Origin of the sequence: Pseudoalteromonas sp. OOF1S-7, assembly GCF_022347765.1 — a bacterium.
In the GTDB taxonomy this organism is placed as follows: Bacteria; Pseudomonadota; Gammaproteobacteria; order Enterobacterales; family Alteromonadaceae; genus Pseudoalteromonas.
In genome coordinates this window covers 14,578-39,071 of the sequence record NZ_JAKRFZ010000020.1, presented here as the reverse complement: position 1 = coordinate 39,071, position 24,494 = coordinate 14,578, and the positions used below count along the sequence as shown (strand labels likewise).

Genomic DNA, 24,494 nt, shown 5'->3' with positions numbered 1-24,494 from the left:
CGTCATGGATGTGCGACGCCAGGAATAATCGAGTTTAATTATGGAATTCGAGTTTAGAGAAGCAAAACCAGAAGACTCAGCAATAATAAGCACTTTGGTCGTGGCGCTTACCACTGAAATTTGTGAAAAGACAAAGGCTCAACATTTTAACATTGATCTCAGGGAAACCAGCCAAAGATGTAGAAAGCTAATTATTGATGGTAAGTATTCAGCAATAATTGGCATGCATGAGCACCATCCGGTTGCAATTGCCACGATAACAGAAACGTATGCCTTATATGCGGGTGGTAAAATTGGTGTTATCCAGGAGTTTTATGTTGTGCCTGAATTCAGAAAAGCCGGGTTAGGCGCAAAGTTACTCGAACAAGTTAACAGATACGGGAAAGAGCATGAGTGGTCATGCATCGAATTGTGTACGCCACCTCTACCTGAGTTTGAGCGAACTTTAAAGTTTTACCAAAAAAACGGCTTGATAGCCGTTGGTGGCCGTAAAATGAGGCAAGTGCTGGCCTAAATTTATGAAGGTTTGGAGTTATTTCAAAACTTTCTCTGTCAATCATTGTATGGACTTTGCCGGTCATTGGCGCGATCATTGTGTTGGTTTTTATCTTGCTTGATAATGCCCGAAGCCCCTGCGGGATTACTAATAACGAGAGAGAAAGTGACAGTATGCCTGACGGAAATCAGTAAACCTGTTAAAAACGGAATAAATAAGATGAATATTATAGTTAGAGCCAGACTTAAAAGCCTATCCATTGTGATACTCCCGTTTTTCCTGGCTGCGTGCTCAAATAAGCCTGTCGCCGAGAAATCAGTAACACAGCAACACGCGAACCAGAAGATTACAGTTACAGGAACACCGGTAAAGAAATCAGATCTGCCACCAGGGCCGAGCCTTGCTATGAAGTTAAAGAAGAGTAAGTCAGCCAGTCCTGTGCAGGCGATTATGGACATGCAAGCTTTACCAAAGCCAGAGAATCTCAAAAATTGTGAAGCGCTGCTCCTAATACTCGCAAAATATAACATAGACTTTAGAGTGTCAGGTGAGAATAAAGTCTTGCTGGAAAGCGTCCACGCCGTATACGAATATGAATTCGATGATCAAAGCTGTGCCGCAGCCTTATAGCATCGAATAAAGGTGACAGAGCACGCTCAGGAGTTGATTGTCCGACGGAAAAGATTTCGGCTTTTAGTGGGGTATTAACAATTTCATGTTTTTAACGACGTTTTTTCTATTTAGGCTAATCCATCATGGTAATTAAAGTGACTCCGAGAATAGTTAGATAATTATGTTCCACTCGGCGGGAAAAGATATAAAAACAGTAATTATATTTTGTTTTATATTTAACAAGTTTTTTCTGAGGCGGTTTGATTTAAGTAGTATTTGGAGTTTTCTTTTATTTAATTGGAATTGCCAAGTTTTTAGGCTTGGGGATGAAGCTTGACTATGAATTTAGTTTTTAAATTTTTGCTTTAAGTTTGATATGAAAGAAAAGGTTAAGTGCAATGATGGAATTTATTGTTTCAGAATTTGATGAGAATCGTGATGAATATTCGATTATTTTGGATGGGAGAGTCGTTTATAGTCGTGTTGCGAATAAAGGTGATGATTTCAAAGTTTTTTCAGAAGGTGAAAAGGCGTTAGGTGCACGGGATTTGGAGTGTTTATTTAATCTTCCTTTGAGATTTTTCCCAGATTCATTTGTATATGAAGGTGAAATTGTTCAAGAGGTGGATTGTCTTGAACGAAGTGTTCTGGTCGAGATCAATGGGGGGGAAGTGTCAATTAATTATGAAATAAACTATGCTTTAGATAGGCTCACTACTGGGAATTTTGGTCATTTTTTAGATGAAATTGATGGGTTAGGGTTAGGTGAAAATTTTTACATTGAACATCGAATTTTTCATAAACAACTCAATATATCTTTAGGAGGTGAACCTTCCAGTGTTTACAATAATATTTTTGACTGTTTACGCTGTAACCTCAATTCGATTAAAGACATTGACAGCTATATTTGTCTTAATTATGTCGATAAAAGCATTGAAGACATCTTTGTTAGTACGTTTAAATTTCCCAAAGGCTATAATGTGTTATGTACACAGTATTTACAATGGTTTGGTGAATTACTCTCCAATCTAAGCCTTGATGCAGATGTGCGGACCGAAATTGATGGTGAGTCAACAAAGCTTTTGGTTTCCTGTCGTAAAGAGCCTGACTTATTTGAAAATATAGAAAGAATATTTTATCAATATATACAGTTACCTTATATTGATGTGTGCTATAGCGATCATGGTTGCACTAGAGAGCAACGTTACTTTATCAAATCAATTAAGCAACAGGTTGAGGATTTCAAAAGAAAGATAAGAATAAAAGATGATATAATCTCCTACTACGCAGGAGTTAACTCAAAACAGTTGAATAAAATTAATGATTTGGAAAGTGAAAGAGCTATTTTGCTAGATAGCGTTGAAAGCAAAGGTAAAGTTGAAAAGTATAAGCTTTTTAATGGTTTTGTGAGTGTTGATCGAATTCAGCCTTTGAATAAGAATAAGACAATTTCTGTAGATTTGTCTGTTATATTTGGTAAGCCAAAAAGCGAGTGAAGTGATATTTATCTGGTTTAAATAAAGAAATATTCCTGGGTAAAGTAAATGATGGCTTATGTTGCTTTTTAAGATTACTTTATGAAGGATTTTTATAGGTGTCTAGACTGTATACGACTCTTTGGTTTGGTAATTTTGAGTTTTTAATTGTGATTGGTTTACATGCGCCAGATCTATCCCTGAAGTGGTGAAACTCTGGTTTCTTTATGGGAAAATCAATGCGAAAATGATATTTTTATTTCTTGAATTAGGTTCTAGAAATAAATTTAATTATTAATTTCAATGTTTTATGCCGTGGTTTAATTTGCTATTTTCTCGACTTTCCCTTTACGGTTATGTTTTCTGAACCTACAGAACTATTTACTAACTCATGACGCAAATTGGCTTCGGTGAGCTAAGGCGCCAAGAAAAAATGACGGATACCTTCATATCCAGTCTAGCTGTATCAGACTGGTTGAAGTTTTAATCTCTGATAGCTTTGAATGCGCGCAACTTTTGTTCAACACTGACTGATATGTGTTAGAGTGAGAATTGAGGTGCCTGCTTGTCAATAAGCGTGAATAATCAATGTTTGGTAAGTGGGGTTTTTGTTTCCTATCCGGGCTATCACTTACAAGGAGAATTGAGTGCAATTTGAAAGTTGGATAACCTTTTGTTCAATCGCATTATTGGCGACCGCAACGCCTGGGCCCGCAGCTTTGCTGGTGTCTGTGCACAGCTTAACCTTTGGTTTTAAAAAGTCGCTGTTTACTGTACTGGGCAATGTCACAGGTTTATTTGCCATGTCCGGGTTGTCTGTCCTTGGCTTGAGTACGATTGTGCTCCATTCTGCTGTGGCCTTTACGGTCATAAAAGTATTGGGCGCGCTATACCTGATATATTTAGGCGTAAAACTTTGGCGGCATGGGCTAGGGACAGTAGACGTTCATGACTCTAACCGCTCCAATAGTCACGTGCTCAATTTGTACTGTCAGGGTGTACTTGTCGCGCTTACCAACCCCAAGGCGATTGTATTTACCACAGCACTCTTCCCTCAGTTTATTGATGTTTCAGTGCCGTTAGTCGTTCAATTTTCTGTACTTGTTTTTAGCTTTATGTCTTTGTCTGTGATGTGTTTATGTAGTTATGCTTTGATGGCTCAAAGTGCGAAATATAAAACACAAAATGCAAACTCGGGTACGTGGCTGGGCAAACTGTTTGGCTCATCCTTTATTGGGGCAGGGTGTTTCCTTGCCACCACTTCCAGGTAATACGTAACGGATAATCCAGCGGTTTTTCTCAGCTGAGTGTAGGATATACAGATGAATAAGTGTTTTATTCCGGAGTCATTTGAACCCCCTGTCAGTCATGTAACCGAACATTTCCACTTCAGGGTATTGGACACCCGCGTCGCCGAGCCTGATTACGAGGCAGTCATGTCGAGCCAGCAAAGTTTGCAGGGGATCTTCGGCCCTGAGTTTGACTGGCCAAGAGCCGATATGACGCTGGAAGAAAGTACAAGAAGTCTGAAAGTACATAGGCATGAATTCGACTCCCGAGCGGCGTTTGCCTACAGCATTTTTGACTGTATGCTGAGCAGGTGTCTGGGTTCTGTGTATATTGATCCCAGCCGCTCTCCCCGATATGACTGTGAGGTCTACTTGTGGATCCGAGCAGATAGTCAGGAACTTGATGAAGTACTGTATCTAAGTGTTCAGTCCTGGCTACAGGCGAGCTGGCCCTTTAATAACGTTGTTTTTCCAGGCAGAACGATGTCGTGGCAAGACTGGGCTCTGGAGATCCGTAAACATGATTCTTAACGGAACTTGGTGGTTATTGCAGGGCCTGAGAAATCGAGGAAGCGAAACATGCAGATATGCCGGCTCACACAGCAGACAGCAAGATCAGTGAGATCAAAAAAGGGATGCCATTAGTCAGCATCCCGTGCACATGTTTTGTGAAACACCAGGTAAAGCGGTGATCACTCTTGATCGTGAAACATCTCTTCAAGCTTAAGCCCGGTGAGCTTTTTCAACGAGTTCAGTAGGTAATACAGTGCGATAAAAAAAACAATCATGGTGGGTACCATGATCACCGGATAGCTCAGTGCGGTCATGCGGCCCAGTTCATTATTATAGGCTTCTGTACCCGCGGGGCTGACCACTATCATTTTAGCCAGAATATAATTCAGAGCAGAAGATAAGAAAAACGCACTGGCGAGGATTTTAGAGGCGACCAGCTGGACCTTGTTGAGTTTATCGCTATTGCCCTTGTCGGCCAATGCCTTTTCTATACCTTCAATGTCCATTACGGTATCGTTGAACATCAGGGTTTTCAGCAAGGGGTACTTAGTGTATTGGCTGATGATAATCCCAATGCCAATAAGACCGGGGATCAGTGCTTCTTTGATAGCGATGTATTTGGCATCCAGCTCCAGCAGACTGATCCCGCCTGTGAGCAATACAGAGACAATACCCAGACCAGAAATAAAACTGAACTTACCCGTGTTCTTGCGCTCCCAAAGTCCAAACCCCAGCGGAAAGGCAAGCGCGACCACAACGCCGAGTGCCGGACCCAAATGCTGCTCCCCTGAAAACTTAGTCAGGATAACCACCGGAATAATAATATTAAAAATCATTTGGCTGAAAAAGCCACTTTGTTTCTTATTGGACGACGACACTTTGTCCCCTGTAGTTCTAATCAACGAATGGCCTGAGTTTACGGCAAACCGGGGGGGAAGGGCAACTCTGGGCTCAGAGCGAGTATTCGGTAAAAAAGAAGCTGCACCTGGCAGTTTCTTTTTTACCTTGTCTGCCACTAAAGGTTAGTTACAGAAACTCTTCACCCATGTCAGGTCATTCACGCGGTGTGAAACATGGAATAGTTTAGTTGCTTGAGCCGTTTGCGGGTCAAGCTCGTAGATTGCGGCATCGGCATTACGTTCGCGACCCGATACATACAAGGTACCTTCTGGTGAGACAGCCAGACCGGATGCCCAATTAACCCCGTGTTTGCCGATCAGCGTCAGCTCCAGGTTTGCGTCTGCAGTATACAAAGCTGTGCCGGTGAGTACGTAAAGAGTGTTACCGTCAGCTGAGTAGGCAATATCACCGTTCTTGAAGTCTTCGTTAACAGCCTTCATTTTACCCAGTACGTGCTTTTCACCTGTGCTGACATCGTAGTCATAAGCATAAGTACGGCTGGTAGCCTTCAGTACGTCGCCCGAGATATCATAGGCAAGGCGAATGATTTTATAGCCATCGGTGACCGATTCCAGTGTTTGTGTTTGTGTGGTCAGGTCGTAGCTGTAAATATGTGAAGCACGGGTTTTGGAACTCTGCTGATCAATGAAATACAGTTTACCGTTATGTGCTGCAATATTTGATGCCGTGTTGTTCAGGTTGATCACTTTATCCGACTGGCCTGAACTCAGGTCTATCTGATGAACATAGCCCTGTTCGGTATCACCGTAATAGTTAATGGCATATAAGCCGCCATTACATACAGCGCTGTCATTTGGCAGCTGACCAATGAAAGTACCACCGCGCAATTCCATGGAGCCCGTGAAGCTGTTTGCGACGACCGGCATGGTCGCGGTGCCGTGTGGCGCAGTGATATCTGCTTTGGGTGCTAAAATCACACCTTCAGTTTGCAAGCCAGCCAGGTTAAGCGTTGTCGCATCAGGAAAGTTAAAAATAGTACGCTGCCTGTGGGCGCTCAATGTTGCGTAGCTTTTGTTATTTAGTGGCGCAAAATTCGCTTCACTACCTGAGATATTGAACACAAGAGTGGCGTTGTCCGGAATACCCGACACATCAAACGTATGGCTAGACTGAACGTCTTGCCCAGATAAGTTAAATACTTGCAGCTCGCTGGTATTGTCGCCGGTCAGGTAAAGGCCGCCCCATTGTTTGAGGGTTTCACCAGTTTGTGACAAGTCAGCCAGGCTTGCAGACAGAGCCAGCATATCAGACTGAGCATCGGCAAAATCGACAGGCAGTGAGGTTGCGTTGGCTATTACCCGGGCACCAGTTTCCAGACCTAAACGCACGGCGTCGCTTACCTTATCTGTCTGGCCACCTGCAATGATGTTACCAACATACTGTCGACCATTAATATACTGAATGTCCCCACCAGCAACCAGATAATGTGCATTCAGCGCACTGTTATGGCCATACCCGATAGAATAGCCATTGAGGCTGACGTCATCGCCTGCGAACACGGCACCCAGTGCATTCCCTGATGTTGAATAAAAGTCATCAAATACCAATGCGGCATAGCCTTTATCCAGGTCATGCGCCGATGACGCGTTCACCGAAAATGCACAAGCAACTAATGCGCTTGCGAACAGCTTTTTCTTCATTAAGTTCTCCACGAGTTAGGCCTGCACATGTGCTTTTGCGCAGCTGCCTTGTCAAAAATTCGCCTATTCTAGTTCTTTTATACTAATTTGTCTCTATTTTTCTTCTTTTCTATGGTCGAAGGTATATCAAGTAAGAAAGAGTATATGTTGCCGGGTGTAAGATTTAATGTCATTATTACTCAATTTGTTACAGTTTATATACATTGAGCATGGTGGTTATTGTTCATTTTGAGTATAGTCCGAGCACAACCCACCCATAAACAGGTTTTACAGGTGAAAAGATCGATTAAGTTCTTGTCCATGTTACTAGTTTGTATAATTTCTATTCCCTTGGTGTATATTCTGTATGCACAACTCACCTTTGATATCGAAACATTGCCAAAACACTATGGCAAAACAGATCCCCAGTTATTTGCATCTGATATCAAAAATCAGCCTTTGCTGGTGTATTTTGGTGGTAGTGAAGGTGGGAATGGGATGGCTTCTGAACGTTCTGTTGAAGAGCGGGCGCAGTATTTGGAACATGGTTATGCAATGCTCTCAATTGGTTATTTTGACATGCCGGGTTTACCTGCAGAGTTAGATAGGATCTCCCTTGATGCTATTTATGAGGAGATCAAAGCAGTACAGGCGCTGCCCCAAATCAATGCAAATTGTGTTGCGGTCATGGGAGGCTCCAAAGGCGCGGAGCTTGCCCTTGCTTTGGCATCTCGGTATTCAGATATCGATGCTGCAGTCTCTCTGGCTGGCACTCATGTTTCGTTCAGCAGTATCTCGATTGGGGCTGATGGCCGTACGCCTTCTTTTAATTTTAACGAAGCGCCTGTACCTTATGTTACGGTTCCAGTCAAAGCAGTACCACACATGCTGGTTGGAGATTTTAGACGTGCATATGAGGTCACACTTGAAGACTCAGAGGCTGTGAACAAGGCTACAATTGCCGTAGAAAACATCGCCGGACCGGTATTGCTTGTATCGGGGGAGCTAGATCCGGTGTGGCCTTCAACAGAGATGTCGAATGCTGTGGTCGACAGATTGTCACGCAAAGGGTTTCGCTATCCTGTTCGGCATATAGTGGTGCACGGAGGGAATCATATTCAACCGCAGCGTGATTATCATGATGAGGTAGTCGCGTTTTTAGATCAGCATTTCAAACCTCGCTGTCGCAGCATCAGCTCAGAGTAGTTGCGTGTCAATTCAATCATTCGTTTAGCCAGAATATAAGTTAGGATAGTGCGGATTATGGAGATCAGAAAACTCAATTCACTGAGGGGCCTTGCTTCGATAATCGTGTTTGTAACACATTTCAGTGATATCACACAGTGGCTGGACGGCGCGCTGGGAGGGGGGGCCGGGGCATACGGAGTCATGCTATTTTTCCTGCTGAGCGGCTTTTTGATGTCGTATCTATATCTGGACAAAGACTATACCCCTCATGGTGTGAAGCTTTATCTTGTGGCACGCTTTGCACGTGTAATGCCGCTTTATTTGCTGGTGGTATTAGGCTCTTATGCGCTGACCCTGACAGGGAGCGATTTACTCTATCATATTCCCGATCACCAAGCTCTGCTGGCGCATTTTTTGTTTTTATTTGGCGACAGCGTGCTCTGGTCTATACCGCCCGAAGTGCAGTTTTACATTTTATTTGTGCTGTTATGGTCGCTCGCAGCAAACAGGCGCGGCTATATCTACCTGCTGATCGTCGGGTGTCTGTTGCTATTGTTTTTTACTAATTTTCCACGTATCTATGGCGACATTTACGGTGTACCTTATAACCAGTTCACAGTGCTGCGCAGTTTGCCATATTTCTTTATTGGCGTGCTATTTGGGCTGCATTACAACACCCTGATAATTCCACCGTATCTGAAAAAACACCGGTTTGTGTTTGTACTGTGTTTAATTCCCCTGATGTATCCTGAATTGTCGCCCGTTACATCGGACGCCAAAAACCGCATGTGGCTGAGTTACGAGGTGTTGCTGGTAATGAGCACCATGTTTTTCTGTGTGGTGTTCCTTGTACCCAATAACAATATCCTGCTGGCTAACAAGGTTGGGGACTTCTTCGGTAAGATCTCATATTCCCTGTACTTGTTGCACATGCCTGTGATCACTTTTATTCATCAGTTTGACTGGGCTGTTGAGGTTAAACTTATTGTTTCATTTGCATTGAGTTCTGCGATTGCATGTGTGTCTTTTGTTTGTATAGAAAAACCTCTTGCCAGGTATATCAGAGGAGCGCGGTACGCGTGTACAGCCGAGCGACGGGGATGTCTGAATTAAGAGCCCGGGGGCCTGGTTATATGCGAGCAGTGAATTATTAGTACAGGAGCTTGCAGACACAAGCTGGTTCTTGTGTCTGCGACTTATACCAATTTCATTTAATACCTTGTTCAATTTGAAGGCGTAAATATGACACTAACGGCGTTAAAATTTTGCTATTTAAAGCAATTAAATAGCAAAATTTGCCTCGTCTACATGGGGTGTAGGTACCTCAGCGATAGCTGGACGCGTGAGCGGTGTTATCGACCCTATTTACTCGCCTTAAAATAGAACTCTTAATTAGGCACATTGGTATTAATCTAAAATTGAGTTAACAATGATAGAAATTATAACAGGGTCATAGGCTGTCACACTGGCTTGTGTGGTCTGGGATTTTTCGTTATTACTCACCGTTAGCTGCAGCTGATAGCTGCCCATATTGTGATATGTATGCTGGACTACGGGACTGCTGGTTTCCTCATCGACTACACCATCGCCATCAAAGTCCCAGCCATAGCTGAGTGTCCGACCATTGGGATCAGACGATGAATTTGCGGTAAATGTGTGTTGAGTTCCTACCTTGACTGAATAGGAGGGCTGGTCCAGTGCCGCGATTGGTTTCGCTTCTAAAGACAAAGCGGCGGCGTGCAGATCAATTCTGGGACGAGTGATGTTATTACGCTCGTCTGTTACGTTCACGCCCGTTAGCTCTAGCACCTGCTGGATACGAGCTACACTGGCATCTGGATTGATCTGTTTGAGAACGGCAATCGCGCCTGCAACATGGGGGGCAGACATTGACGTGCCAGACGATGAAGCAAAGGCTGGACCTGGCACAGACGATGTAATATTTAACCCTGGTGCAAGTAAGTCGACCTGTTCTGACATATTGGTTCCCCAACGAATATTGCCAGCAGGATCCCTGACGATGATCAGGCTATCGTCTGTGCGTAATGTGCCGCCGACTGTAATTGCATCACTGATACATCCAGGATAACTTACTGCGCGATTTAAGTATTCATTACCTGCCGCGATAACTGTTGCAATCCCCATCCTGCGCAAATCCTCAATTGGTTGTGCAAGTATGTCATCATCACACGCGGTATCGAACTCGCCGCCGCCCAGGCTGAGGTTGAGCGCAGCGACATTGTTTAAAGCGCCGCGTTCAATCTCATCTAAGACCCAGTTAAATGCAGCCAATAGTTCGCTGGAGTAGGCGCTCATGCATGGATTTTCGTTGCCACAGGTAGCTGTATCTTCAATTTGAGTGAACACTTGTACGCCCACGATATTCGCATCAGGTGCAATGCCACGAATTGAAACGCTAAAGTCGCCTGCAGCTATACCGGCAACATGTGTGCCATGGCGACAAACGTCGAGGTCTCTATTTTCACAAAAGCTCGCAGCGCCTGGCCCCACTAGCGAGGTGGCACCGTTAGGACATAAACTAGTGTTGTGGTTAGGGGTATTTGATGAAAAACATGCTTCCTGAATAACCCGGCCGCCCAGAAAAGGGTGGTCAACCTCAATGCCTGAATCAAATATAACCACCGTCTGACCTGCGCCAGTATAACCCATGTCAAAAGTCTGGGGTGCGTTTATGTGTTGCGATGATTCGGCAATATTTGCCGTTAAGGGGATGTTTTCTGAAACCATGTCGAACAGTCCGCTGCTCATCACTGCATCCAGTTCGATGTCGCTGACTTCCATTGTGATATATCCCCAGCGAGAAAAGCTTCTGTTAACGTTGACGCCGAGCATTTGTAGTTCTGAACTCGCTTCTGAGATACGAGGTTGCATCTGAGCTTGTTTTGCGAATTCTGCAGAACGATAGACGTAGGTTGATTCTTGTGATGGTTTTAACCTGGCTATCACACTTACTTGTTTTCCTTGTTGCGTTTTAGACTTTAGTGTCTGGTAGCTTTTATTGAGCTGAGGAGATAGCGTTATGCTATCGGACTCCTGTACAGCAATGGCTTGCGTCGTAAAAAGACAAGAAAGCGCAACCACACATAATTTTTTATACATACATATCCTTAATATTTTTCTGATTAAAGTGTGTTTCCTTTGTGCAAGTTCAGAGGCTTAGTGAATTGCCGCAATCTGGAACAAGCAGGACCATAGTATAATATCGGAACATTAAGGTAAGTTGAAGAAATTACGCAGCACAGCGGGCATACGAAAGTTCATAAATACTTATTAAATTATACATGCTTGAAATACCGGTAAGGCCATATGTCAATAGTGTGCTAATGCTGTACAGTGAAAGTATAAAAAACTTATTAATCAGCTGGTTGTAAGGTTGGTTGTTTGTGATTCAGGTTCGGTGCGCGACATTGGCCCATTCATCCCCCAATCTTGTCCGTTAATCGAATTCTTCGATATTTTTGTGAACTCTTGTCCTGTATCCGGGTCAGGAATAAAGGCAACTTGGTGATAGAGCTGTCGAAGAGACTCATTATCGATTAAAAATCGCGTTATTCAGGGAGTAAACCACCCACTATGGGATCTGATAATTCACCGGCATTGAGCCTGGGCGAACCGCTCCAGGTGTGTGATAAACAAAGAAAGCGGGCGGTGCGCAAGCGCTGGATCTTAACCGGCTCCACCAGCGCGGTTTTAAAGCAGCTGACCTTACCTATGCTGTGGGCGATCCTGGCCTTATTCAGCGCGGACTTGATTGAACTCTATTTTGCCTCGCGTTTAGGGGTTGAAGAGCTGACGGCGATGAGTTTTACCTTACCTATTCAGGCGACCTTGTTCGCTTTTGCCATTGGCCTGGGTATTGTCGTGGCTACCCGACTGACGCAGGCAAAAGAGGTAGAGCAGCTGGCAGCGGTTAGTCTGATTTTTACGGTACTGGTCGGCGCCACGCTTGCGGCTGTCATCTGGCTGGGTTTACAGCCTCTGTTGACTTTACTTGGGTTTGCCGAATTTGCTGCGCGAGAGCAAGTCTGGCCGACGCTTGAGCGTTATATGCAGTATCGCCTGGGCGCCGTCGTGTTCTTCTTTATTGTGATGGTGGTGTTTGGGGTGCTGCGGGCATTTGGCAATATGCGCGGTGCGGCGCAGTTGCTGGTTACTTTTGCCGGATTGCAAATTGTTATTAGCGCCGGTTTGTTCACACCCTGGGCACAATCCGCGTTATCGCTCAGCAGCTTGGAGCGCCTTGGCGTTGCACACGTTATTGCGGCGGTGAGTGCCAGCTTATATGCGCTCTATTTATTGCGTATCAAAGAAAATATTTCGCTCAAAGTGCGCTTACTATCACAACGCAGTCGGCAGGCATTTCGCCGCTTGTTCAGGCTGTTTGTGCCAGTTGTGGCTATGCAGCTGCTCACGCCACTGGCCCAGTCGCTATTGATGATGATTGTGGCCTCGCAGGGCAGTGATGCGGTTGCTGCCTTTGGCGTGGTGATGCGAATAGAGCCACTTGCCTTGTTGCTACCCATGGTGCTGACCACGTCATTACCTATCTTTGTTGGTCAAAACTGGGCGGCGAATAAATCACTGCGGGTGCGCAGGGGGATCAAACAGGCACTGGCCGCTTGTCTGGTTTGGCAAGGTGTTATCGCGCTAGCGCTATTTTGGGGCGCAGACATGCTGGGGGTGGGGTTCTGTAAACAGTCTTTTGTTAGTCAGTCCATTGAGCTGGCCATGTGTATTTTACCTGTGTCCTATGCGGCGCTCGCAGGCGTTATGCTGTATGTGAGTTGCTGTAACGCGATTGGCCGAAGTGCTCTGGCGCTGAATGTGACCTTAGTGCGCTTGTTTGTGTGTTCATTGCCAGGTGCTTATATTGGCGCTCAGCTGAATGGGTTTCAGGGCATTGTCTGGGCACTGGCACTGGCTAATTTTTTGGTGGGGGCCTGGTTGTTGTTTAGGGCATTGAATGTGCAGCGCAGACCACAGGTGCTCACTATGTCATAGTCGTTTATTTATTGATTAGTTATTCGTCATAGCAGTAATTAAAAACGCTATGTAAGGATAACTATGAAACACCTTTCCATGAGTGCCGCGGCCATTATATCTGCTGCACTGTTATCAGGATGTCAATCTGATCCTCAGGAGTTACTGGGTTACAGCGCCAATCAACTGTGCTCCAGACATTTTATTTCTAATGAACCCATTGAATTTATTACTAAAAATGTGGTTCCGGAGGCGTTGGCGGCACTACCTGACAGGCCTGAGATTGGCGTTGATACAAAGCTAAAGACGGTGAGTGTGAGTGCGCAGGTTGATGGCACCATAATGACAAGAACATCTGTTTTTCGGGCTGGCTTAGGTTGTACCCTCTTGTTTGACATGACCCCTGAGCAACTACACGCACAAATTAAGCATGTTAACTTACCTGTACCTACTCCCAGTACCCCGCTAGAGCAAGCTATTCGTCGGGATGTGTCTCTGGATGGTTTTTTCGCTCATAACACGAGTAATTACGCACACAGTGATAATACGTTTGCTGTGGCTGTCATGTATCAGGGGAAGTTGGTGGCTGAGCACTACGATGAACACCATGATGGTGATACACGGATGCTGAGCTGGTCAATGGCTAAGACGCTGACAGGTCTGTTGACAGGTATTTTGGTTCAACAGGGTAAACTGGCTTTAGATCAAGATGTTGTGGCTGGTTCGCATTCTATGACAATCGCAAACCTGATGCATATGAGTTCAGGCATAAAATGGTCTGAAACGGCCGATATTCATGGCTATCAGGATTTGGCTCCTATGTGGTATCACACGCCTGACTCAGTTCAGTATGTTACTCAATTGCCTAATGAGTATGAACCGGGAAGTCGGTTTGAATATTCTACCGGGACTACTCAACTGTTAAGTGATGCACTAAAAACAGCGTCAGGTGGTGACTTGCAGTCTCTGCTCAACCTTTATCATGACGGGCTATTTAAGCCGCTGGGGATCAATAATGCCATTGCTGAGTATGATGAAGCCGGGAACTTAAGGGGCGGGGCTCGGATGTTTCTTAGCGTGCACGACTGGCTTAAGATAGGTCAGTTGTTTATTGAGCAGGGCAGTTGGCAGGGCCAACAAGTCGTGCCGCGCAGTTGGGTTGTTGACGTAATGATGTCTCCCGGTGTTGCCAAACACTATGGTGGTCAGTTATGGCTCAATGATATGGGCTGGTTGATGCCAAAGTTGCCCAAAGACACAGTGTCATTGCGCGGTCACCGGGGGCAATATGTGGTGATCATACCTTCAAAGCAACTTGTTGTGGCTCGTTTTGGTGCCTATGGCTCGGCCGTAAATAAACACATAGGACTGGCAAACAGGCGAGTATTTCAGTCTGTGGTTGATTTAATAGAACAACTGGAAAAGTAGGTTATTGAGCCAGGCGGACCTGGCCCGTCAATGCCATGTTATTTTAGGTCGATACTCAAGGCGCAGTGATCTGCCAGCATTTTGTCTGGGTCCATATCGGCAAAATAGTGGAACTGAGCACTGCCCGACTGATAATGGTCTTGCATGGTTTTGGCAACAAGAATATGGTCGATAGGCGCCGGGTAGTAGGGGTGGCAACCGGTCAGCATCTGGTTGGCGTTAAATACTGGCGCCTTGTCTACATTGTTAGGCTGTGCATTTGCCGCGCCCTGCGGAAAATACAAATCCCGGCTGAGGCGGTTGTATGGGGCCGTCAGGCGGTGATTAAAGTCGCCTAAAACAATAAAGTCTGCTTTTGCTTTGGCTTTTTCCTCTACCCAGTTATCTAAAATGGGGACCTGCTGTGAGAGCAGTTTACATGCTTCCTTGTCCGAACGCTGGTAGTCATCGACAAAACAGCCGCTCTTGAGGTGAACATTCAAAAGGTGTAGCACCTCACCCTGATAAGTCAGCTGGATCTCCAGAGCGTTTCTGAGCCCGGGTTTCACAGCTGAAAAAGCGCTGTGCTGAACTGTTTTATCAATGCTCAGCGGCTTTTTGACCACAAAGGCGATTTTTTGCTGTGTCGACTTATTACCACTTTTACGACAGGTATACGTTTTGCTGTCGGCCCTGTCCGACATCACAATCTGCCAGTGTTGTTCGCTGAACACCTGACGAAGCGCTTCGGCAGAAGCGACTTCCTGTAGTGCGACAATATCGGCATTGAGGGACTGTGCATACTGTTTAAGGGCATGGATGTCTTTAGTACTTCTGGGTTTACAACCTGTGTTGCCTGATGCAGAAAGGTGTTCAATATTCCAGGTGGCAACGCGCAGTGTTTGTTTCGATGTTGTCTGTTCCTGATGAGAATGCGACAGTGCAGGTGCTGTACAAAGCAGTGCACACAATGCCGCAGCAGGTTTTAGAATTGAGGGAGTCATAAAGCGTCTAAATTCATAAAATTGCAATAGTGATATAGTGTATCAAGATTATTGCCATTTGATGATAGTGCCGGGCGCTTTTGTGTTGAATGTACTCAAAATGACGTTAACTTAGCTGTTAATGGTTTTAGCCTGAGCACAAACAGCGCTTTATTGAAAAGTAAACTGGTTAGTGCAAAAATACCCAAAGGACAGTGAGATAATATGAACCAGCACAATGACCGTTAAAGTTACCCGCAGCATGCTGAAACGCCAGGCTATTATTGATGGTGCCCTGAGCGCCTTTCAGCAATATGGTGTCAGTGATACCAGCATGGACAAAATTGCCGAAACAGCTCAGGTTTCAAAGCGCACCGTTTACAATCACTTTGAGAGCAAAGAGCAGTTAGTGACGCATATCATTAAAGAGATCTGGCAACAGAACATACTCACGTGTGATATCCAATATGATGCTGACATTGCACTGGACACACAGCTGACAGCGTTACTTAAAAATGAGTTGGATTTTCTGAGTAACCAAAATTTGCAGGAGCTCATCCGTGTTGCAATCGGGTATTGTCTGTTTAACCCCGATATTTTTACGGCTGAAATGAGCGAGTTTTTTGACCAGGAAACAGCGTTGATCCGCTGGATCAAACAGGCCATGTCGCAAGACCGCCTGCGTCAGGCCGACCCTCAGGTGGCACATGCGCAGCTGATCAGCTTGCTGAAGGGGCAAGCGTTCTGGCCGCAGATTTTGCATCAACAGCCCGTGCTGAACAGTGACCAAATAGACACGCTCGCAGCTGAAACCGTGGCCTTCTTTTTGGCCTATTACCGAGCTTAATTACATAAGCGCCTGTATTGGTAGTTTGCACAGAGCCAAAGACAGAAGGGATGTAACCAGTTTGTCTAAGCCCATTAAGCATTCCAGTCAAAACACCTTGTGTATTATCCGGGTGTGCGCCCAGTTGTACTACACTTTAGCTCATCTGCCATTAAGGAAAAGACATAATGACATTACGCGCGCTCACTCTCATAATTACACACGGCCTGGTTGGCTTTGCCGGCTTTGCGGGCGGCGTATATATGCTGCCTATTTTAACAGCGCCCCCAGCGCCGAATGAGGGGGCTGTTATGGCGGCCTCTCTGGGGGCCGACTTCTCAGCACAATTTCGCAAATCTCTGCAAGACAGCGATGCATTGCACTGGGGTGAGGGTATGGTGTCTATCAGCAAAGATCACATCACCTTGCTCGGCGAGCTTGCCCCGGGACCCGACTATCGTTTGTATTTGTCACCTCAGTTTGTTGAAACTGAGGCGGAATTTAATCGTCTCAAAGCCAGCATGGTGGAGGTGGGCGACATTAAAACCTTTAGTAACTTTGTGGTTGATGTACCTGAGCAAATCAATCCGGCAGATTACAATACGGTGATTGTCTGGTGCGAAGCTTTTGGCGAGTTTATTACGGCGGCACAGTATCAGTAGACTGCTTTTGTTGAATAAAAGCCGGGAAAAGTTTACTCGTTCCAGCGTAAACTTTTCCCATTTGAATTGTTACTTTTTCGCAATCACCCAGACTGCATGAAGCACGCCCGGGAAATAGCCCAATAGCGTCAGAAGCAAGTTGAGCCAAAATGATGCGCCCAGACCCACTTGCAAAAATACACCCAGTGGCGGCAGCAGGATTGCAATAATCACTCTGAGAATATCCATAATTCCTCCTAATATTGAATGAAGCAGTATGCGATTGGCCACCTGACTTAAGCAGGACTTATACCAGTTACAGGGTGGACTGAAAATTGCTCCTTACTTTGCAAGGACCCAGTAACGGATAAGCGAGCAGATATGTCGGGCGTAGATTTTGATCTAATTATCTATCATCTTTTTAAGATAGGCGTGGCGTTTATACTGACTTTGCCCATGGCCGTAAATCGTGAAAAAAAGTCAGACAGTGCCGGGCTCAGAACTTTTCCACTCGTCACCATTGCGTGCTGCGCCTTTGTACTGGTTGGTATTGATGTTTTTGAGCAGGGCGATGCCCAGGCTAGAGTAGTCTATGGCGTGATCACCGGAATTGGTTTTATCGGTGGTGGGGCGATTTACAAATGCGACCGTCACATAGAAGGGACGGCAACGGCCGCAGGGATTTGGTTGACCGGGGCAATCGGGATCTCCGTAGCCTACAGCCGTTACGAAATTGCCATTGTGCTGAGTCTGACCAGCTATTGTGTCTTTAAGTTACTCGAGCATTACAAAGTAAAAGCGCAGCCTGTTCAGGGGAGTGATCATGTTTGAGTCCATTCAGCTTAGAGGCGTATACCTTAGGGTGATCAATAGCATCGGATTTTACCCGGCGCTTTTGGTTGTCATCTTTATGGTTTTGTCGTTTGCTTTTATTTCTGTAGAGTATCTGAGTCTTACCCAGGCTTTAAAAGCACGCATAGCCTTTTTCCTGGTGGACACAGAAGAAAATGCCAGAGCAATACTGACGGTGCTAATAGGCAGTGTTATTTCTCTTACCGTATTTAGTTTTTCGATGGTGATGGTGGTACTCAATACTGCGGGCTCAAATCTATCGCCGCGTTTGATCCCCGGATTGGTTACCAGAAAACCGCACCAGCTGGTACTGGGCTGCTATCTGGGCACGATCATCTTTTCAACGATTATGTTGATCAATGTGGATAAGCAAGGATCTGTCTCTGATGTGGCCAAGATCCCCTCTCTGGGGATCTTGTTTGCGCTGTTGATGGGGTTAGTCTCACTGATTTTATTCGTGTATTTTATTCACTCTATTTCGCGTGAGGTACAGGTCGACAATGTACTCGACCGTTTGTTCCGTAAAACCAAGCAGGGCATTACCGAAGTGATTACACAGCAGGCACAGAGCAAAGTGTACAATTTACCAGATGTGAGCCACTGGTATCCCCTGACCAGCTTGTCCGATGGCTATTACAAAGGCATGGATAAATCCAGGTTGCTTAAGGTGGTAAAAAAGCACAACCTGACTTTGTACATCACCATTGCCCAATCTGATTTTGTTTTTAAAGGGCAAACCATTTTGCTGTGTAATGAAGACATTAGCACACAGGATGAACTGTATCAGGAGATCAATGCCTGCATCATTTTCTATGTCGAAGAATACGTGAGCGATCACTACAGCTATGGACTCAAACAAATCTCAGAAATCGCGGTGAAGGCGCTCAGCCCGGGGATCAATGACCCGGGCACCGCTGCAAAAGCCATCGACATATTATGTGTGTTGCTGATCCGCGCATTACCCCTGGCAGGCTATACCAGCATCGGCGATGAAGACGGTGAACAGCCTGCCATGTTTTGTTGTGAACCTTCCTTTGAACGTATCGTTTTCGATAATCTGGTACAGATAAAGTCCTATGCTAAAAGTGATGTGTTTGTGGTGTGCAAGCTGATCCGCTCGGTGCACAGGGTACTGATATCTGTTGATGATCCCCAGAAGCAGGAGGTGTTGTTCCTGTACATGCAGTCTATTGTGTGTGATGCCAGCGCAGCGTTAGATAACCAATTTGATAAAGCAAAAATTATCAGCGCCCTGAAAGAGGTGCAGAGCACAGATCCCGAATACGCTGAGCAGCTGCTCAAGGGGTTAGCCTGAACCACGGTGCTGACAATGCACATAGGTAAAAGCGGGCAGTAATAAAACGATCATCCACTGTTCCCACTTCGGTAATAGAGCCGCTCTATGGTTGTTTTCCTTAACAATAAAAACGTTTTCTTTTGGCGTAAACTTAGGAATAACAATGAAAAAAATAACGTATCTCTCTGCTGTTATTGCGGCTTTGCTGTTAACTGGCTGTGATGATGACAACACTGAAGTGGTTGAGGTAGAAAAAGCGGTCGTGACCACAGACACCAAAACTCAGGTGGTGGAAGTCGAAAAAACGGTGGTCGTCACCGACACAGTGACGGAAATCAAAACAGTAGAAGTACCAGTGGTTGTTGAAGTACCGGCTGGTGGTGCCAACAACATGCAAGTGGGTACGCGTCCGGATTTTCTGGTACAGGATATGGATGAAGGTGAGCTGAAAGACAAACTGGCCCAATGTGCAAATGGCCCGTTTTACAAAACCGACTTCTCGATTGGTCACCGTGGTGCGCCAATGCAGTTCCCTGAACACACCAAAGAGTCTTACCTGGCGGCGGCCAAAATGGGCGCGGGTATTTTGGAATGTGACGTGACCTTCACCAAGGACAAAGAACTGGTGTGCCGCCACTCTCAGTGCGACTTGCACACCACCACCAACATTCTTGAAACCGACTTAGCTGAGAAATGTTCAATCCCGTTTGTACCGGCTGACCCTGAGAATGGCGTTGTGGCGCAGGCTAAGTGCTGTACCAGCGACATTACTCTGGCGGAATTTAAAACGCTGGAAGGCAAAATGGATGCATCGAACCCAAATGGGACCACCGTGGCGGAGTACATGAATGGTACGTCTAACTGGCGCACCGACCTGTATGCCAGTCGCGGCACATTGATGACCCATGCCGAAAGTATTGATTTATTTAAAGCGCTGGGCGTAAAAATGACGCCGGAACTGAAGTCGCCTTCCGTAACTATGCCGTTCGATGGCTTCACGCAGCAGGATTATGCACAGAAGATGATTGACGAATATAAGGCCGCGGGTGTTGACCCTACGCATGTCTGGGCGCAGTCATTTAACCGTGACGACATCAACTACTGGATTGCTCAAAACCCGGAGTTTGGTGCGCAGGCCGTGTATCTGGATGACCGCTATGACGCGCAAAACGTGGCGAACGAGCAGGGCGTGACCGCTCAGCAGCTGGTCAACAATCCTGAATTGCTTGTACCGACCATGGCCGAGTTAGCAGCCGACGGCGTGAAGATCATTGCACCCCCTATGTGGGTGCTGGTCACCGAAGAAAACGGTGAAATGGTGCCATCGGCCTATGCCAGGGCTGCCCGTGAGGCGGGACTTGGGATCATCACCTGGACTCTGGAGCGCTCTGGTCATCTTACAGAAGGTGGTGGCTGGTACTATCAGAGTGTTAATGGCGCACACCGTGGCGATGGCATGATCAATAACGACGGCGACACCTTTAAGCTACTGGACGTACTGGCTAAAGACGTGGGTGTGATGGGCGTATTCTCTGACTGGCCGGCCACAACTACTTACTATGCAAGCTGCATGGGTATGCCTGCGAGCATCTGATCCGACAAATTGAATCTAATGTAAAGGCCGCAGCTTTCAGTCTGAGCTGCGGCTTTTTTGTGTTTAAAAGACAAGAAACGTTTAGTCTTGATGTCACTTAAACAAAGAAAGCGGACCGTTGAAGTGCACCAGGTTGGGAAAGATACCGTTGAGTGTGCCTGTGTCCAGGCCCATCCATTGCCCCAGGCTGGCGGCATACTGATCCACTGAGGTGGTTGGAATAAGGCGTCCGCCACCGGCGTCCAGCTCATGGTTGAGCTCCGACTTAGGAATATCGCCAAAGATTGTGCCGCCATTGACTGCGCCGCCCATCACAAAATGATGCCCCGCCCAGCCATGGTCGGTACCATCGCCGTTGATCGCCAGCGTACGGCCAAAGTCCGACGCCGTAAACAGGGTAACCTGCTCACTGAGGCCGAGACTTTCCATTGCGTTATTAAAAGCCACCAGCGCGCTGTCGAGCGTGGTCTGCAACTTAGGCAGGTTTTGCGCCTGTCCCGAATGGGTGTCGAATCCGCCCATGGCGACCACATAAACCTGCCTTGATGCGCCCAGCTGCTGGCGCGCGGCAATGCTTTTGCCCACCGTTTGCAGTTGTCTGCCCAAACCCGTGGCGGGAAACACTGGCAGGGTCACTGTGGTGTTGGCCTGGGCGGCATTAAACTGACTGTTTGCCTCATAGGCACTGTTGATGGCATTGGTCAGGTCCTGTTGCAGCAGGCTCTGTGCATTCTGTGCCTGGTTACTGAAATGAGCAATCAACTCAGGATGATGGTCAAATTCTTCCAGTGCCTCTATGGTGGCAGCCTGACCATCACTGACATGATACGGGGCAGTTTGTTTGCCGGTCAGCCACAGGGCGCCGTCGGCGGTGGTGATGGCATTAAACGGCGTGTTGCCCGTCAATCCCTGAGTCATCAGGGCGTCATTCATTAATCCTCCCCAGCCAAATTGAGCGCCCTCGGCAGCACCGGACATCCAGGTTGACTGCTGATCGTTGTGTGAGAACAAGCGGGCCGGCAATCTGGCGGTGTCCTGGGCAATCATGCTGGCGGTCACCGGGCGCAACAAGGGCCCGACGTTGCCCACCACAGCCACTTTATTTTGCTGATACAGGCCTGCCAACCCGGCTAACTCCGGGGGCAGAGCGAAACGGCGTGAGTCAAATCGACCCGGCGTTGCAATGGGTAACAGATTTGCCTGCGTGCGCGGTCTCGTATACTTGCCCAGCAAGCTTTGTCGGTGACCGGCCCACTGCGTATAACTGGGGTCATCGTAAGGAATAATGGTGTCGTGGTTGTCCATGCCGCCGTATAAAAACACGCATACCAGGGCTTTGTAATCGCTGTCTTGAGCCGGACTGTTTGCCAGTGCCTGACCTAACCGAAACATAGAAGACGCCATTAAGGAGGCACCACCGAGTTTGATAAAATCACGTCTGTTCATGGGCTTTGCTCCTATTTCTGGACTAAATAATCAGGTGAGGTCATCACCAGTAAAACGGCCAGGTGCACCAGTCTCAGTGGCTCCGCTTCGTCGTTTTGCGCCACCGTTTGCAAGATTTGTGTGATCTGCTGTTTGCTGGTGGCACTGAGCTGTCCGGCGCAGAGTAGCAGATCCAGATGATTGATTAAGGCTTCCGGGTCGCCCGCAAGTGCCTGTTCGGCATCGTAGCTTGCCAGAAAGCTCTCCACGGCGTTTTCGGCATTGAGCGGAATGTTTTCTTCGTCATAGCTGGCCTGCAAGTCTTCAACATCCACTTCCTGCTGTAACCCGGTAATATAGTAAGTCATAAAGTTGGCGTAGCCGGTAATAGTGCTGGCGTTGGTGATCTGCAACTCGGGCGCCACCATGCCACTGGCCGCACTCAGGCTGCCCGGCGCGGTGTAACCCGGGCGGAAGAAATTGAACACACTGGGAGAGCGGTACGGGTGCTGGCCCAGCATGCTGGCGTCTCGGGTATCCCAGAGCATTCCCTGATACTCGGGGGTGATATTTTTGACCGCGAATGCCCGCGCCCACTGGGTAAAGCGTACTATGGGTTCGCGGATCTTGCCGCCGCGTTCAGTGGCATCTGCTCTGGCTTCTGGGTCAAACAAAATGGCGGCCAGGGTTGCGATTAAATCGCCACGGCGACCGTCTCCCACAGCGCTACCATCGGGCAAAGTGGCCTGACCATCGCTGAAAGCCCCGGAAACGCGAGCGACGTAAGCGGGTGAGGGGTTAGACGTGACCAGTCGCTGGATCAGCTGCTTTGACACAAACGGCGGCACATTCGGGTGAGCAAAAATATGGTCCAGCGCTTGTGTTACCGATGCTTTGGGTCCTGTACCTGCGGCGATGGTGGTGCCCAGAAAGGTCTTGCTTTTTTCGCTGTGATGCTCCGGGTAGACGGCCATGGGCAGCGCAAATTCGTTTATTTCCTGTGCATCTGAGGTGTCATAGTCCATATCCAGGCCGGTAAATACCCGTGCCAGTCCGGTGATGTCCTGGTTGGTGTAAAGCTCTTTTGTTGCGCCATTGTCATCTTTTTGCTCGGTGCCGTCCGGGTTCAGAGCAACCACGCCAATGGTGAACAATTGCAGTAACTCGCGGGCGTAGTTTTCGTCGGGCATTCTGCCGGTAACCTCATCGCCTTTGAGGTTGCCCATATAGGTGAGGTAAAAGCCCATCGCGGGAGAGTAGGTGACCGCTTCGAGCAGTTCCCGGTAGTTACCAAAGGCATGCCGGATCAGGATATCCTGATACGAGGCGACGGCCTCTGGTATGTCGGTCAGCTCTTCGCCGCCCGCATTGGAGACCACCAAAAGCTCAGACAGGGCAAACGCCATGCGCTGACGCAGCTGGTCTTCACCGGCAATGGCATGGCGCCAGAAGGCGACACTGGTCGATTCGATGTACAGCGCATTAAAATCATCTTCTGCAGTGGGCGGTGGGGTAAACTCGCTCACCACCGGCATGATCAGGCTGGGCGGTACTTTAAGTTGTGCTTTAAACCAGCTTGATGCGCTTTTTCCCGTCAGTGTGTCCAAGTCCTGTGGCCGGGTCCCAAAGGTGGCCTGTTGCAAAAACCGTGAGGTACTGACGGCGGTGGCAAAGGTCGGATCGGCTTCGGATACCGTGTCGTCGGGTACCTCTCCCGTGCTGCCACCATCTGAGTCGGAATTATTTCCGCCTGAACCACCCGGATCGGGTTGTACGGGGGCCGTGGGGTTTGCGTCATTGTTTGTATTGTCCTGGGCGCTGTGATTGGTATCACTGCCACCACACCCGGCCAGGCCCAGGCAAACGCTGAGCAGCAGTATGTTAAGCGGGGTTAGTCTAAACATGGTTTCACTCTCTTACTTAGGGATGCATTAAGTCTAGAGCGAAACCGCTTGGAAAGGTTATACAGTTGCCATACGGCTTTAATACAAAATTGTATGCTTGGTGGTTCCCGGCTCGCAGGCCGGGATGACGGTGTTTTGAGCGGCTCTGCTCCCAACGCCCCCTCGTTCATCCGTGCTCCGACACGGGATCTGTTTACCGACATCTCATTCGTTCCCTTTGGCATGAACGCTACGCTAAGTGGTTCCCGGCTCGCAGGCCGGGATGACGGTGTTTTGAGCGGCTCTGCTCCCAACGCCCCCTCGTTCATCCGTGCTCCGACACGGGATCTGTTTACCGACATCTCATTCGTTCCCTTTGGCATGAACGCTACGTTAAGTGGTTCCCGGCTCGCAGGCCGGGATGACGGTGTTTAGAGCGGCTCTGCTCCTAACGCCCCCAGGGTCATCCCGT

21 protein-coding genes are annotated in these 24,494 nt (G+C 47.3%); 14 read left to right on the top strand and 7 right to left on the bottom strand.

Features of this window, described 5'->3' with window-relative positions; all coding sequences use genetic code 11:
- Positions 1-40 precede the first annotated feature (40 nt).
- The 5 genes from MHN33_RS20755 to MHN33_RS20735 all read left to right on the top strand — a co-directional run bounded on the left by MHN33_RS20755 (position 41) and on the right by MHN33_RS20735 (position 4,403).
- On the top strand, positions 41-514 hold the full coding sequence (locus tag MHN33_RS20755; protein WP_239400979.1) for a GNAT family N-acetyltransferase: 474 nt from the start codon (positions 41-43) through the stop codon (positions 512-514).
- Between the two features lie 201 nt (positions 515-715).
- On the top strand, positions 716-1,126 hold the full coding sequence (locus tag MHN33_RS20750) for a hypothetical protein (protein WP_239400977.1): 411 nt from the start codon (positions 716-718) through the stop codon (positions 1,124-1,126).
- A gap of 380 nt (positions 1,127-1,506) precedes the next feature.
- On the top strand, positions 1,507-2,604 hold the full coding sequence (locus tag MHN33_RS20745; RefSeq protein WP_239400975.1) for a hypothetical protein: 1,098 nt from the start codon (positions 1,507-1,509) through the stop codon (positions 2,602-2,604).
- A gap of 626 nt (positions 2,605-3,230) precedes the next feature.
- Positions 3,231-3,854: a LysE family translocator gene (locus tag MHN33_RS20740; RefSeq protein WP_239400973.1), complete on the top strand. Its 624-nt coding sequence runs from the start codon at positions 3,231-3,233 to the stop codon at positions 3,852-3,854.
- Positions 3,855-3,905: 51 nt separating this feature from the next.
- A complete protein-coding gene (locus MHN33_RS20735) occupies positions 3,906-4,403 on the top strand; it encodes a hypothetical protein (RefSeq protein ID WP_239400971.1) in 498 nt (165 codons plus the stop codon).
- 161 nt (positions 4,404-4,564) lie between these two features.
- On the opposite strand, the gene MHN33_RS20730 is transcribed toward MHN33_RS20735, so the two are convergent.
- Together MHN33_RS20730 and MHN33_RS20725 are read right to left on the bottom strand one after the other, a co-directional pair.
- On the bottom strand, positions 4,565-5,221 hold the full coding sequence (locus MHN33_RS20730; RefSeq protein WP_239401059.1) for a VC0807 family protein: 657 nt from the start codon (positions 5,219-5,221) through the stop codon (positions 4,565-4,567).
- Positions 5,222-5,407: 186 nt separating this feature from the next.
- Entirely contained in the window at positions 5,408-6,946 is a 1,539-nt protein-coding gene (locus MHN33_RS20725; protein WP_239400969.1) for a choice-of-anchor A family protein, read from the bottom strand.
- A gap of 300 nt (positions 6,947-7,246) precedes the next feature.
- Between MHN33_RS20725 and MHN33_RS20720 the strand changes: the two genes are divergently transcribed.
- Positions 7,247-8,131: an acyl-CoA thioester hydrolase/BAAT C-terminal domain-containing protein gene (locus MHN33_RS20720; protein ID WP_239400967.1), complete on the top strand. Its 885-nt coding sequence runs from the start codon at positions 7,247-7,249 to the stop codon at positions 8,129-8,131.
- A 57-nt stretch (positions 8,132-8,188) separates the two neighbouring features.
- Positions 8,189-9,226 (top strand): acyltransferase, encoded by a 1,038-nt coding sequence (locus MHN33_RS20715; RefSeq protein ID WP_239400965.1) that lies wholly within the window; start codon positions 8,189-8,191, stop codon positions 9,224-9,226.
- Between the two features lie 294 nt (positions 9,227-9,520).
- Here the strand turns inward: MHN33_RS20715 and MHN33_RS20710 are convergent, their stop codons facing one another.
- Positions 9,521-11,233, bottom strand: a complete 1,713-nt coding sequence (locus tag MHN33_RS20710; RefSeq protein WP_239400963.1) for a S8 family serine peptidase — start codon at positions 11,231-11,233, stop codon at positions 9,521-9,523.
- A gap of 474 nt (positions 11,234-11,707) precedes the next feature.
- Between MHN33_RS20710 and MHN33_RS20705 the strand changes: the two genes are divergently transcribed.
- Both MHN33_RS20705 and MHN33_RS20700 read left to right on the top strand, forming a co-directional pair.
- Positions 11,708-13,135 (top strand): MATE family efflux transporter, encoded by a 1,428-nt coding sequence (locus MHN33_RS20705; RefSeq protein WP_239400961.1) that lies wholly within the window; start codon positions 11,708-11,710, stop codon positions 13,133-13,135.
- A 63-nt stretch (positions 13,136-13,198) separates the two neighbouring features.
- The gene (locus MHN33_RS20700) at positions 13,199-14,542 is read left to right on the top strand and encodes a serine hydrolase (protein ID WP_239400959.1); all 1,344 of its coding nucleotides are present in this window, start codon (positions 13,199-13,201) and stop codon (positions 14,540-14,542) included.
- Positions 14,543-14,580: 38 nt separating this feature from the next.
- Here the strand turns inward: MHN33_RS20700 and MHN33_RS20695 are convergent, their stop codons facing one another.
- Positions 14,581-15,525, bottom strand: coding sequence for an endonuclease/exonuclease/phosphatase family protein (locus MHN33_RS20695; RefSeq protein ID WP_239400957.1), 945 nt, complete (start codon positions 15,523-15,525; stop codon positions 14,581-14,583).
- 217 nt (positions 15,526-15,742) lie between these two features.
- On the opposite strand from MHN33_RS20695, the gene MHN33_RS20690 reads away from it, so the two are divergent.
- Together MHN33_RS20690 and MHN33_RS20685 are read left to right on the top strand one after the other, a co-directional pair.
- On the top strand, positions 15,743-16,351 hold the full coding sequence (locus tag MHN33_RS20690) for a TetR/AcrR family transcriptional regulator (RefSeq protein WP_239400955.1): 609 nt from the start codon (positions 15,743-15,745) through the stop codon (positions 16,349-16,351).
- 167 nt (positions 16,352-16,518) lie between these two features.
- Complete coding sequence (locus MHN33_RS20685) at positions 16,519-16,992, top strand: DM13 domain-containing protein (protein ID WP_046006021.1); 474 nt, start codon at positions 16,519-16,521, stop codon at positions 16,990-16,992.
- A gap of 69 nt (positions 16,993-17,061) precedes the next feature.
- On the opposite strand, the gene MHN33_RS20680 is transcribed toward MHN33_RS20685, so the two are convergent.
- A complete protein-coding gene (locus MHN33_RS20680) occupies positions 17,062-17,220 on the bottom strand; it encodes a YqaE/Pmp3 family membrane protein (RefSeq protein WP_046006022.1) in 159 nt (52 codons plus the stop codon).
- Between the two features lie 132 nt (positions 17,221-17,352).
- On the opposite strand from MHN33_RS20680, the gene MHN33_RS20675 reads away from it, so the two are divergent.
- The 3 genes from MHN33_RS20675 (at position 17,353) to MHN33_RS20665 (ending at position 20,714) form a co-directional block, all read left to right on the top strand.
- Positions 17,353-17,802 carry an MgtC/SapB family protein gene (locus MHN33_RS20675; RefSeq protein ID WP_239400953.1) on the top strand — a complete coding sequence of 150 codons (450 nt, stop codon included), beginning with the start codon at positions 17,353-17,355 and terminating at the stop codon, positions 17,800-17,802.
- The gene (locus MHN33_RS20670; RefSeq protein ID WP_239400951.1) at positions 17,795-19,138 is read left to right on the top strand and encodes a DUF2254 domain-containing protein; all 1,344 of its coding nucleotides are present in this window, start codon (positions 17,795-17,797) and stop codon (positions 19,136-19,138) included. Before MHN33_RS20675 ends, MHN33_RS20670 begins: the two co-directional genes overlap by 8 nt.
- Positions 19,139-19,283: 145 nt before the next feature.
- Positions 19,284-20,714: a glycerophosphodiester phosphodiesterase family protein gene (locus MHN33_RS20665; RefSeq protein WP_239400949.1), complete on the top strand. Its 1,431-nt coding sequence runs from the start codon at positions 19,284-19,286 to the stop codon at positions 20,712-20,714.
- A 93-nt stretch (positions 20,715-20,807) separates the two neighbouring features.
- On the opposite strand, the gene MHN33_RS20660 is transcribed toward MHN33_RS20665, so the two are convergent.
- Together MHN33_RS20660 and MHN33_RS20655 are read right to left on the bottom strand one after the other, a co-directional pair.
- Positions 20,808-22,160, bottom strand: coding sequence for a DUF1501 domain-containing protein (locus MHN33_RS20660; protein WP_239400947.1), 1,353 nt, complete (start codon positions 22,158-22,160; stop codon positions 20,808-20,810).
- Positions 22,161-22,171: 11 nt separating this feature from the next.
- Positions 22,172-24,043, bottom strand: a complete 1,872-nt coding sequence (locus MHN33_RS20655) for a DUF1800 domain-containing protein (protein WP_239400945.1) — start codon at positions 24,041-24,043, stop codon at positions 22,172-22,174.
- Positions 24,044-24,494 lie beyond the last annotated feature (451 nt).